Genomic DNA, 11,108 nt, shown 5'->3' on the forward strand with positions numbered 1-11,108 from the left:
CGGGTTGTCTCAAGGTGTTACTCGCTTTCCCACCACAGCCAGAAATCGTCGTTCATGCGCTTGAAGAAGCCGCCCTCGGCGACGTCCTCGAGCGCCACCAGCGGCCGCTCGGCCACGACCTTGCCGTCCAGCGACAGCCGCAGCGTGCCGATCGCCTGGCCCTTGGCGATCGGCGCCAGCAGCTGCTTGGGCACGTCCATGGTCGGCTGCAGTTCGCCGTAGCGGCCGCGCGGCACGGTGACCAGCAGCGGCTCGGCGACGCCCAGCGCCACCGTTTCGGCGGCGCCGCGCCACAGGGCCTGGTCGGCGACCTTGGCGCCAGCGGCGTACACGCTGTGCGTTTCGAAGAAGCGGAAGCCCCAGTTGAGCAGGGCCAGGTTGCCCTCCTCGCGCGCGCGGAAGCCTTCGTTGCGGTTGGTGGTGTCGATGCCCAGCACCACCGAGATCAGGCGCTGGTCGCCGCGCTTGGCCGATGCGGCCAGGCAGTAGCCCGCGGCCGCGGTGTGGCCGGTCTTGAGGCCGTCGACGCTGGCGTCCTTCCACAGCAGGCCGTTGCGGTTCCACTGCTGGATGCCGCCGTAGGTGAATTCCTTGATCTTGTAGAGCGCGTAGTGGTCGGGGAACTGGGTGATGAGTGCGCGCGAAAGGATGGCGATGTCGCGCGCGGTCATCACGTGGCCCTCGGCGGTCAGGCCGTGGGCGTTGGCGAAGTGGCTGTGGGTCATGCCCAGCTGCTGGGCGTAGCGGTTCATCAGGTCGACGAAGGCGGCCTCGCTGCCGCCGACGTGCTCGGCCAGCGCGATCGCGGCGTCGTTGCCGGACTGGATGACCAGGCCGTGCAGGATGTCGTCGAGCTTGACCTCGGAGTTCACCGCCAGCGCGCTGTAGCTGCCGTCGGTGCCGGCGCCGCCGGAACGCCAGGCGTTCTCGCTGATGCGCACCATGTCGTCGGCCTTGACCTTGCCCTGCGCCATCTCGGCCGCGACCACGTACGAGGTCATGACCTTGGTGATCGAGGCCGGGTCGAGCGGCGTGTCGATGTTCTCGCCGGCCAGCACCTGGCCGCTGGTGTGGTCCATCAGGATCCAGGCCTTGCCCTGCGGCACCGGCGCGGACGGCATCGGCGCGGCGGCGGGTGCGGCCGGCGCGGCGGGCACGGGGGCGGGGGCCGGGGTCGGCGACTGGGCGAAGGCGACGGTGGCCAGCAGGCTGGCCAGCACGGCGGGAAGGAAGCGGGAAACGAACATCCGGGACAGACTCCAGTTCATTGGCCGGCCTGCGGCCGGCGAGACAGTGGCACCATGCTAGACCTCATTCGCTGAACACGCGCGGGCTGGGCAGGCCGAGCCGGCGGATGCGCTCGAGCACGCCTTCGACCGCCGCCGGCGCCAGCGGGCCGATCCGAACGCGCCAGACCTTGCCGGCGTCGGTGCGTACGTCCTCCAGGCCGACGTCGTCGATGCCGGCATCCTGCAGCTGGCGGACGATGCGGCGGGCGTTGTCGCGGTCGCGATAGGCACCGACCTGGATGCGCTGCGGCCCGCGCAGGCTGGCCGTAGCCGCAGCCGGCATCGGCGGCGCGGTGCGCACCGCGGCCGGCGCGTCGGCGAGGTCGGCGCCGCCGGTGAGCGCGCGCACCTCGACCCGTGCGGTGCCGGTGCGGTCCACGCCCAGCTTCACCGCCGCGGCATAGCTCAGGTCGATGATGCGGCCGGCGTGGAAGGGGCCGCGGTCGTTGACGCGCACCACCACCTCGCGGCCGTTGTCGAGGTTGGTGACGCGCACGTAGCTGGGCAGCGGCAGCGTCTTGTGCGCGGCGCTGAAGCTGCACATGTCGTAGACCTCGCGGCTCGAGGTCTGGCGGCCGTGGAACTTCTGCCCGTACCAGGAGGCGATGCCGCGCTCGACGTAGCCCTCGGCGCTGGCCCGCACGCGGTAGCTCTTGCCCAGCACGGTGTAGGGCGAACGATTGCCGTAGGCCGCCGGCGGCTCGTCGCGCGGCGTCGGTTCGGGGATGCCGCTGATGTCGAGCGCGTGCTCGGGCGCACTGTCGCTCACGCCCGGGGCGTAGAGGCCGCCCGGCGTGTAGTCCTCGTCGCGGTGTTCGCGCACCTGCACGCAGGCCGGCGGCACGCCGTCGGCGGCCGCGGTGCCGGCTTCGACCGCGGCACGCGGCGCATCAGCCGCCGGTTCCGTGGCTGGCGGCGTGGGGCGGACCGGCTTGTCCGCGCATCCCGCCAGCAGCCCCAGCAGCGCCAGCCCGAGGGCAAGCCTCATGGCGCGGCGAGGGCGTCCTGGCCCGCGGCGATCTCGCGCGACAACTGGTAGACGGCCATCGCGTACATCGGCGAGCGGTTGTAGCGGGTGATGACGTAGAAGTTCTTGAAGCCGAGCCAGTGCTCGGTGCCGGCGCTGCCTTCGAAGGTGACCAGGGTGGCGTCGAGCGCGTGGCCCTGCGCGACCGTCGGGCGATAGCCGCGTTCGCCCAGCTCGGCCAGGCTGTACTTGGCTTCCAGCGTGTCGGGCGTGAACGGCTCGGCGCCTTCGGCGGCGACGGCCAGCGCCACCACCGGCTCGCCCTTCTGCCAGCCGTGCGCGACGAAATAATTGGCGACCGAGGCGAACACGTCCGGCAGCGAGCCGAACAGGTCGCGCCGGCCGTCGCCGTCGCCGTCACGGGCGTAGGCGCGGTAGCTCGACGGCATGAACTGGCCATAGCCCATCGCGCCGGCATAGCTGCCCTTGAGCGACGACAGGTCGAGCTGCTCTTCCTTCGCCAGCAGCATCACCTGCATCAGTTCGTCTCGGAAGAAGCGGCCGCGCATCGCCTCGCGCTCGACCTGCTCGGGCTTGCCGCTGACCGGGTAGAAGAAGCCCAGCGTGTAGAGCGCATCGAGCACGCGGTAGCTGCCGGTGTTGCCGCCGTAGCTGGTCTCGACGCCGATGATGGCGGTGATCATTTCCGCCGGCACGCCGGTGCTTTCCGCCACCGGCTGCAAGGCGTCGCGATGCTTGGCCAGGAAAGCCTGGCCCTCGCGGATGCGGCGGTCGGAAATGAAGATCGGGCGATAGTCCTTCCAGGGCTTCACCGCCTCGGCGGGCCGCGACATGGCGTCGACGATGCCCTGCTTGTATTCGGCCTGCCCGAGCCAGGCCTCGATCCCGGGGCGTGCCAGGCCGTACTTTTCGACGGCCTCGGCGATGAAGGCCTCGCGCAGCGCGGCGTCGGCCGACGGCACGGTAGCGGGCTGGGCGGAGGCGGCGCCGGCGGACGCCAGCAGCAGCACGAGCAGTCGGGAAAGGAGACGGGGCATGGCGCTCGGACGTGGGCGGGATGCCGCAATTTACCACGCCGGGACGAGGCCACGGCCGCCGCCGGCGGGCCTATTCAGGTGCCCATGAACTTCGGGTGCGCCCGCACCGACATCACCATGCCGAAGCCAACCAGCAGCGACACCGCCGAGGTGCCGCCGTAGCTGAGCAGGGGCATCGGCACGCCCACCACCGGCAGCAGGCCGGCGACCATGCCGCCGTTCACCAGCACGTAGACCGAGAAGGTCATGGCCAGGGCGCCGGCCAGGATGCGGGCGTAGCCTTCACGCGCTTCCGAGGCGATCCACAGGCAGCGGCCGATGATGAACAGGTACAGCGCCAGCAGCGTCACCACGCCCAGCCAGCCCCACTCCTCGCTGAGCACGGAGAAGATGAAGTCGGTGGTGTGCTCGGGCAGGAAGTCCAGGTGGGCCTGGCTGCCCTGCCCCCAGCCCTTGCCGCTGAAGCCGCCGGAGCCGATCGCGATCTTGGACTGGATGATGTTCCAGCCCGTGCCCAGCGGGTCGGACTCCGGATTGACGAAGGTCAGCAGCCGCTCGCGCTGGTGCGGCAGCAGGAAGGGCCAGGCCGCCGGCAGCGCCACCAGCCCCAGCCCGGCGAACAGGCCGATGCGCCACCAGGCGATGCCGGCCAGGAACACCGCGAACACCCCCGAGGCCGCGACCAGCATGCCGGTGCCGAGGTCGGGCTGCTTGATGATCAGGGCCACCGGCAGGCCGATGATGCCGGCGCAGACCGCCAGCACCTTCCAGCCCGGCGGCAGCACGGCGGAATGCAGGTACCAGGCCAGCATCATCGGCACGCTGAGTTTGAGCAGCTCGCCGGGCTGCAGGTAGAACACGCCCAGGTTCAGCCACAGGTTGGCGCTGCGGCCGGTGCCGAACACGAACACCGCCGCCAGCAGCACCAGGCTGCCGGCGAAGGCCAGCGGCGTCCACAGCCGCAGCTTGGCCGGCGGCAGCCGCGTGATCAGCACCATCGCGCCCAGGCCCACGCCGAAGCGCACCGCCTGCGACAGCACCAGGCGCGAGTTCTCGCCCGAGGCGCTGGCCAGCACCACCAGGCTGATCAGCATCACGCACAGCAGCGCCAGCAGCAGCGGCAGGTCGACCTTGTCGAACAGCCGGGACAGCAGCTCCCGAAGCCAGCGCAGCATGGCGATCATCGCGCGGTGTCCTCGGCCGGGGGCAGCAGCCAGGCGTCGAGGATGCGGCGCGCCACCGGCGCGGCCGCACCCGAGCCGGAGCCGCCGTGTTCGACCAGCACCGCGATGGCGATGGTGGGCGCCTCGGCCGGCGCGTAGGCGATGAACCAGGCCTGGTGCCGCAGGTGGTAGGGCAAGTCGGCGGGATTGGTCGACTCCAGGCCGCGCCGGCTGGTGCGCTGGGCGGTGCCGGACTTGCCGGCGATGCGATAGGGCGCGCCGCGGGCGGCGGCGCGGCCGCTGCCGGTTTCCCCGTGCATCACGGCCACCAGGCCCTCGTGCACGGCGGCCAGGTCGGCCTCGCGGGTGACCACGTGGACGCCGGGCGGCTGCGGTTCGGGCACGCGCGGCTGGTCAAAGCCGTCCTGGGTTTCGCGCAGCAGGTGCGGCCGTCGGCGCCAGCCGCCGTTGGCCAGCAGGGCGGTGCCCTGCGCCATCTGCAGCGGCGACGTCACCCAATAGCCCTGGCCGATGCCGGCGTTGACGGTATCGCCGGGGAACCATTCCTGGTTGAGCTGGCGCCGCTTCCACTCGCGCGAGGGGCGGACGCCGCGGGTTTCGCCGGCCAGGTCGATGCCGGTCGGCTCGCCGAAGCCCAGCCGCGCGAAGTAGGGATCGATGCGGTCCACGCCGAGGTCGTAGGCCAGCTGGAAATAGTAGGTGTTCACCGACTGCGCCAGCGATTCGCGCAGGTTGACCCGGCCGTGGCCGCCGCGGCGCCAGTCGCGGTAGCCGCGCGTCTGGTTGGGCAGGAAGAATTCGCCGGTCGAAAGCACGGTGGATTCGGGCGTGATCAGGCCGTACTCCAGCCCCGCCAGCGCCATGAACGGCTTGATCGTCGACCCGGGCGGGAAGCCGCCCAGCACGTTGCGGTTGAACAGCGGGCGCGACGGCCCCTGCAGCGCTTCCCAGTCCTTGTGGCTGATGCCGTTGATGAACAGGTTGGGGTCGTAGCCGGGCAGGCTGACCATGGCCAGGATCTCGCCGGTGGCGGGATCGATCGCCACCGCCGCGCCGTCCTGCCCCGCGAAGGCGTCGACCATGGCCTGCTGCAGGCGGGCATCCACGCTGAGGTAGAGATCGGCGCCGGGCTTGGCGTCGTGCCGGCGCAGCACGCCCAGGGCGCGGCCCTCGACATTGGTTTCGATTTCCTCGTAGCCGATTTCGCCGCGCAGGCGCGACTCGTAGTAGCGCTCGATGCCGGCCTTGCCGATATGGGTCAGGGCGGCGTTGCGGCTGTCGCCCATGGCCTCGAGGTCGGCCACGTCGACCCGGCCGACGTAGCCGATGATGTGCGAGAACAGCGGGCCGTAGGGGTAGCGCCGGGTCAGGTAGGGCACCACTTCGACGCCGGGGAAACGATGGCGGTTCACGGCCAGCCGCGCCAGTTCGCCTTCGTCGAGCCGCAGCTTCAGCGGGATCGGGCGGAAGCTGCGGGTGGCGCGACGGGCGTCGCGGAAGCGCGCCAGGTCTTCTTCGTCCAGCGCGACCAGGCCGGCCAGGTCCGACAGCGTGCGCTCGAGGTCGGGCACCTGTTCGGGCACGAGCTCGAGCCGGTAGGCCGGCACGTTGTCGGCCAGCAGGCGGCCGTTGCGGTCGTAGATCAGCCCGCGCGCCGGCACGATCGGGCGCGGCTTGATGCGGTTGGCCTCCGAACGGGTCTGGTATTCCTCGTGCTGCAGCACCTGCAGCCGGAAATACCCGCCGGCCAGGCCGAGGACCGCCACGGTGATGCCCAGGAAGCCCAGCAGGGCGCGGCGGCGGAACTGCTCCGCTTCGGCGTGCAGGTTCTTGAGCTTCTGCCGGCGGATCGGGCGCATGCCGGTCAGGCCGCGCGCTCGCGCAGGCGCAACCGCAGTTCGTCGAGCAGCAGGAACAGCCACGGCCACAGCGCGAACGCCACCAGCGGCGACAGCCAGGTGGTCCACGGCGGCAGGCCGTCGCCGCTGGCGAAGTGGATGCCGGTGGCCACCAGGCGATCGTTGAGCAGCAGCACCGCCACCGCCAACGCCTGCTGCCAGAGCGGGAAGAAGCGCAGGCGGGCGCGGAAGCGCTGCACCAGGAACACCAGCACCACCAGCCGCAGCGCCTGCTCGCCGAACAGCGTGCCGGCGACCAGGTCGGCCGCCAGGCCGGCGAGGAAGGCCACGCCGAGGCCGATCCGGTCCGGCGCCTCCAGCAGCCAGTAGCAAAGCAGCATGGCCAGCAGGTAGGGACGCGCCGGGCCCAGGCCGCCGGGCAGTGGCACCACCAGCACCAGCAGGCTGACCGCGAGGCTGCCCCAGAGCAGCCAGGGTGAGGGCGAGCGGGTCATGGCGTGTTCTCCGCATCCGCATCCGCATCCGCGGCCGGCGTCGGCGGGGGCGGCGGGGCGGCGGGGCCGACGTCGGTCTGGTCGATGGCGTTGCTCACCAGCAACACCTCCAGGCTGCGGTCGATGAAGGCGGCGGGCCGCGCCTCGGCGACCACGAACAGGCGGGTGTCGTCGGGATGCAGGGCCTCGACCACGCCCACCGGGAAGCCGGCCGGGAATCGACCGCCGATGCCGGAGGTGACCAGGCGGTCACCGACCCGGATGTCGGCGCTCTGCGGGATGTTGGGCAGGCGCAGCTGGTCGCTGCGGCCGGTGCCGAAGGCGATGGTGCGCAGGCCCGAGCGCGCCACCTGCACCGGCACGGCGTGCTCGGGATCGGTGACCAGCAGCGCGGTGGCGCGGCGCGGCGTGACTTCGACCACCTGGCCCAGCACGCCGCCGGCGTCGATCATGGCCTGGCCGACGCGGACACCGTCGTTGCTGCCGGCGTCGAGCACGATGCGCTGGCGCGTGGGGTCGAGGTCCAGGTCGAGGATGCCGGCGAGCTGGGCGGTGAGGCGGTAGCCGCGGGTGCCACCGAGCAGCTCGCGCAGGCGCTGGTTTTCCTCGGCCACGGCGGCCATGCGGTGCAGCCGGCTGGCGTTGACCTGGAGCTCGCGGCGCAGCTGTTCGTTCTCGGCCTGCAGCGCGGTGCGCGAGGTGGTGAGCTCGCGGCCCGCGTCGACGACGCGACCCGGGGCCGCGGCCAGCCACCAGACCGGCTCGGCCAGCACGGTGAGCTTCTGGCGCGCCTGGCTGGCGAAGCCGCCGCGGTGGTCGCCCACCATCAGCAGCGTCGCCAGCGCGAGGTAGGCCAGCAGCGGCAGCGTGCCGCCGGCGCCTTCGCTCAGTCGTGCGGCAGGGGAACCGGGATAGGCCACGGCAGGATCCGGAAGCGGTGTTCAGCCCCGCCGCGGGGCGGGGGTCGTGGGCCGGGGCCGCGGGTCGCGCCGGGGGCGGGCGGCCTGTCCGGCGGGACTCATCACTCGGGCGAGAAGAACTCGTTGCCGTGCATGTCGATCAGCTCGAGCGCACGGCCGCCGCCGCGGGCGACGCAGGTGAGCGGATCGTCGGCGACGTGCACGTGCAGGCCGGTTTCTTCCGAGATCAGCTTGTCGAGGTCGCGCAGCAGCGCACCGCCGCCGGTGAGCACGATGCCGCGTTCGGCGACGTCGGCGCACAGTTCCGGCGGGGTCTGTTCCAGCGCCTGCTTGACCGCGCTGACGATGCCGCTGAGCGGTTCGTGCAGGGCCTCGAGCACTTCGTTGGAGTTGATGACGATCATGCGCGGCACGCCCTCGGCGAGGTTGCGGCCGGAGACTTCCATCTCCTTGACCTGCGCCTGCGGGAAGGCGCAGCCGATCTCGAGCTTGATGCGCTCGGCGGTGGTTTCGCCGATCAGGGTGCCGTGGTTGCGGCGCACGTAGTTGATGATGGCGTCGTCGAAGCGGTCGCCGCCGATGCGCACCGACTGCGAATAGACGATGCCGTTGAGCGAAATCACGGCGACTTCCGAGGTGCCGCCGCCGATGTCGATGACCATCGAGCCGCGGGCCTCGTCGACCGGGATGCCGGCGCCGATCGCGGCGGCCATGGGCTCCTCGATCAGGTAGACCTCGCGGGCGCCGGCCTCTTCGGCCGACTCCTTGATGGCGCGGCGCTCGACCTGGGTCGAGCCGCAGGGCACGCAGATCAGCACGCGCGGGCTGGGCCGCAGGAAGCGCGAGGTGTGCACCTTCTTGATGAACTGCTTGAGCATTTCCTCGGTGTGGGTGAAGTCGGCGATCACGCCGTCCTTCATCGGCCGGTGCGTGGTGATGTTGCCGGGCGTGCGGCCGAGCATCTTCTTGGCTTCGGCGCCGACGGCGGCGACTTCGCGGCCGCCCTGGCTGTGGCGGACGGCGACCACGGACGGCTCGTTCAGGACGATGCCCTGGCCGCGGACGAAGATGAGGGTGTTGGCAGTGCCGAGATCGATCGACAGGTCGTTCGAAAACAGGCCGCGGAGCTTCTTGAACATCAGGGGGAAACCTTGGGAAATGGGGGGTTTCGGGGATTGGCTAGGTTAGCAACCACCCCCGGCCCCGGCAAGGCGAAATGCAGCGGTTTCCCGTGCCTTGGCGGCGCCGCCACGCTACCATGTGCGCCTTTCCCGGGGGCGGCTGGCCCGTCCCGCCAACCGAGGTCCGACGATGCCTTCTGCCCTGATCTGTGGTTCCCTGGCTTACGACACCATCATGGTGTTCCAGGACCAGTTCAAGAACCACATCCTCCCGGACAAGGTCCACATCCTGAACGTGTCCTTCCTGGTGCCGCGCATGCGGCGGGAATTCGGCGGCTGCGCCGGCAACATCGCCTACAACCTGAAGCTGCTGGGCGGCGAGCCGATCCCGATGGCGACCGTCGGCCAGGACTTCGGCCCCTACCGCGAGCACTTCGAGGCCTGCGAGATCCGCCTGGACCACGTCAAGGAGATCCAGGACCTGTATACCGCCCAGGCCTTCATCACCACCGACCTGGACGACAACCAGATCACCGCCTTCCACCCCGGCGCCATGATGCGGTCCTACGAGAACCACGTCCGTGACGTGCAGGACGTGGGTTTCGGCATCGTCGGGCCGGACGGCTACGAGGCCATGCTGCAGAACTCCAAGGAGTTCGCCGAGCTGGAAATCCCGTTCATCTTCGACCCGGGCCAGGCCATGCCGCTGTTCAACGGCAAGGAGCTGACCACGATGATCGAGCAGGCGACCTACGTCACCGTGAACGACTACGAGTCGAACCTGCTGCAGGACAAGACCGGCCTGAGCGAGAAGCAGATCGCCGAGCGGGTGAAGGCCTACATCATCACCCGCGGCCCCAAGGGTTCCGAGGTCCATACCCAGGGCGGCGAACTGCACATCCCGGCCGCCAACGCGATGCGCGTGGTCGACCCCACCGGCTGCGGCGACGCTTACCGGGCCGGCCTGATCTACGGCCTGATGAACGGCATGGACATGGCCACCACGGGCCGGATCGCCTCGCTGATGGGCGCGCTGAAGATCGAGCACCTGGGCCCGCAGAACCAGCGCTTCGACTACGAAGAGTTCGCCGAGCAGTTCCGCCAGCAGTTCGGTTACGCGCTGCGCTGAGGCGTGGGCAACCGGGTACGGACCCGGGCATCAGACCGCAGCGGCGTCGAGTCCTTGCTCTAGCGGCCTGGGCGAGGGTGGAGCCTCCCCACCCGGAGCCACGCCCATGCGCACCGCCAAGCTGCTGCTGCTTTCCGTCGCGATCGCGGGCCTTTCCGCCTGCGGCCGCGGGCTTGAGTTCGACATCGCCAATACCGACAGCCTCGCGCTGGAACAGGCGATCCGCGCCGCCAACGAGGCGCCGGGCCACAGCACCATCCGGCTGGCCCGCAACGGCTTTTACATCCTCTCCCGGGAAGCCCAGGCGGGCCTGATGCTGCCCGCCGTCCAAGGGCGCCTGACCATCGAGGGCAACCACGCCGAACTGCGGGGCTACAGCACCGGTCCGGCCGCCATCCTGGAGGTCCGCGAGGGTGCCCGCCTGCGCATCCGGGACCTGGTGATGGCCGAGGGCACCAACGGCACCCTGCGCAACTTCGGCCAGCTGCGCCTGGAGAACGTCGACGTGGTCGACGGCTCGGTCGCCACCCTGCCGGCCATCGTGTTGAACCATGGCGAACTCGAGGCGATCGGCGGCGAAATCGCCTACAACTACCTGCTCAGCAACCGTCGCGACGCCGGCACGGTGCTCAACTACGGCAACGCCAGTTTCACCGGCACCCGCATCCACGGCAATCGCGCCATCGGGAGCTACCCGACCGTGGTGGTATCGGGCGGGGTATTGAACTTCGGCGTGGTCGAAGCCCGGCAGCTCAGCTTCGCCGACAACGAGATCCCGTCGGAGGACGCCCGGGGCTTGAGCTTCGGCGGGATCCTCAACGTCGGCAACGGCCAGGTCCGGGGCGGCGCGCCGGACGCGGACGTCCTGGAAGCGCCCACTGCGGACATCATCGCCGGCCGCTGATACCCCGCGGTCCTGGCACCAGGCCAAAAAGCAAAGGCCGGTCCCATGGGGACCGGCCTTCTTAATAAAAACCCTGGCGATGACCTGTTGCGTAACGCGGCTGCGCCGCAAAAAGGCGAAGGCCGGTCCTTTTGGGACCGGCCTTCTTAATAAAAACCCTGGCGATGACCTACTCTTGCATGG

General features: G+C 70.5%; 10 protein-coding genes. 2 read left to right on the top strand and 8 right to left on the bottom strand.

Features of this window, described 5'->3' with window-relative positions; all coding sequences use genetic code 11:
* Nucleotides 1-17: 17 nt before the first annotated feature.
* The 8 genes from VFQ84_RS03160 to VFQ84_RS03195 form a co-directional block, all read right to left on the bottom strand.
* On the bottom strand, nt 18-1,247 hold the full coding sequence (locus VFQ84_RS03160) for a D-alanyl-D-alanine carboxypeptidase family protein (RefSeq protein WP_325129141.1): 1,230 nt from the start codon (nt 1,245-1,247) through the stop codon (nt 18-20).
* A gap of 64 nt (nt 1,248-1,311) precedes the next feature.
* Nucleotides 1,312-2,277 carry a septal ring lytic transglycosylase RlpA family protein gene (locus VFQ84_RS03165; protein ID WP_325129144.1) on the bottom strand — a complete coding sequence of 322 codons (966 nt, stop codon included), beginning with the start codon at nt 2,275-2,277 and terminating at the stop codon, nt 1,312-1,314.
* On the bottom strand, nt 2,274-3,314 hold the full coding sequence (gene mltB / locus VFQ84_RS03170; protein ID WP_325129146.1) for a lytic murein transglycosylase B: 1,041 nt from the start codon (nt 3,312-3,314) through the stop codon (nt 2,274-2,276). Before mltB ends, VFQ84_RS03165 begins: the two co-directional genes overlap by 4 nt.
* Nucleotides 3,315-3,388: 74 nt before the next feature.
* Complete coding sequence (rodA, locus tag VFQ84_RS03175; protein ID WP_325129148.1) at nt 3,389-4,498, bottom strand: rod shape-determining protein RodA; 1,110 nt, start codon at nt 4,496-4,498, stop codon at nt 3,389-3,391.
* Nucleotides 4,495-6,357 carry a penicillin-binding protein 2 gene (mrdA, locus tag VFQ84_RS03180; RefSeq protein ID WP_325129150.1) on the bottom strand — a complete coding sequence of 621 codons (1,863 nt, stop codon included), beginning with the start codon at nt 6,355-6,357 and terminating at the stop codon, nt 4,495-4,497. The genes rodA and mrdA overlap by 4 nt, the downstream gene beginning before the upstream one ends.
* Nucleotides 6,358-6,362: 5 nt before the next feature.
* Entirely contained in the window at nt 6,363-6,851 is a 489-nt protein-coding gene (gene mreD / locus VFQ84_RS03185; protein WP_325129152.1) for a rod shape-determining protein MreD, read from the bottom strand.
* A complete protein-coding gene (gene mreC, locus VFQ84_RS03190) occupies nt 6,848-7,771 on the bottom strand; it encodes a rod shape-determining protein MreC (RefSeq protein WP_325129154.1) in 924 nt (307 codons plus the stop codon). The genes mreD and mreC overlap by 4 nt, the downstream gene beginning before the upstream one ends.
* Nucleotides 7,772-7,872: 101 nt before the next feature.
* On the bottom strand, nt 7,873-8,910 hold the full coding sequence (locus tag VFQ84_RS03195) for a rod shape-determining protein (RefSeq protein ID WP_034212510.1): 1,038 nt from the start codon (nt 8,908-8,910) through the stop codon (nt 7,873-7,875).
* Nucleotides 8,911-9,082: 172 nt separating this feature from the next.
* Here VFQ84_RS03195 and VFQ84_RS03200 point away from each other — a divergent pair, with 172 nt between their 5' ends.
* Together VFQ84_RS03200 and VFQ84_RS03205 are read left to right on the top strand one after the other, a co-directional pair.
* Complete coding sequence (locus VFQ84_RS03200) at nt 9,083-10,021, top strand: carbohydrate kinase family protein (RefSeq protein ID WP_325129160.1); 939 nt, start codon at nt 9,083-9,085, stop codon at nt 10,019-10,021.
* 106 nt (nt 10,022-10,127) lie between these two features.
* Complete coding sequence (locus tag VFQ84_RS03205; protein WP_325129162.1) at nt 10,128-10,925, top strand: hypothetical protein; 798 nt, start codon at nt 10,128-10,130, stop codon at nt 10,923-10,925.
* The last annotated feature ends 183 nt before the right edge of the window (nt 10,926-11,108 follow it).

Origin of the sequence: Arenimonas sp. (assembly GCF_035721105.1) — a bacterium.
GTDB lineage: Bacteria > Pseudomonadota > Gammaproteobacteria > Xanthomonadales > Xanthomonadaceae > Arenimonas.

Excerpts from the sequence above, each read along its gene's own strand:
- VFQ84_RS03195 (WP_034212510.1), bottom strand. The coding sequence starts at position 8,910 with ATGTTCAAGAAGCTCCGCGGCCTGTTTTCGAACGACCTGTCGATCGAT.
- VFQ84_RS03200 (WP_325129160.1), top strand. The coding sequence starts at position 9,083 with ATGCCTTCTGCCCTGATCTGTGGTTCCCTGGCTTACGACACCATCATG.
- mltB (WP_325129146.1), bottom strand. The coding sequence starts at position 3,314 with ATGCCCCGTCTCCTTTCCCGACTGCTCGTGCTGCTGCTGGCGTCCGCC.
- VFQ84_RS03165 (WP_325129144.1), bottom strand. The coding sequence starts at position 2,277 with ATGAGGCTTGCCCTCGGGCTGGCGCTGCTGGGGCTGCTGGCGGGATGC.
- rodA (WP_325129148.1), bottom strand. The coding sequence starts at position 4,498 with ATGATCGCCATGCTGCGCTGGCTTCGGGAGCTGCTGTCCCGGCTGTTC.
- mrdA (WP_325129150.1), bottom strand. The coding sequence starts at position 6,357 with ATGCGCCCGATCCGCCGGCAGAAGCTCAAGAACCTGCACGCCGAAGCG.
- mreD (WP_325129152.1), bottom strand. The coding sequence starts at position 6,851 with ATGACCCGCTCGCCCTCACCCTGGCTGCTCTGGGGCAGCCTCGCGGTC.
- VFQ84_RS03205 (WP_325129162.1), top strand. The coding sequence starts at position 10,128 with ATGCGCACCGCCAAGCTGCTGCTGCTTTCCGTCGCGATCGCGGGCCTT.
- VFQ84_RS03160 (WP_325129141.1), bottom strand. The coding sequence starts at position 1,247 with ATGTTCGTTTCCCGCTTCCTTCCCGCCGTGCTGGCCAGCCTGCTGGCC.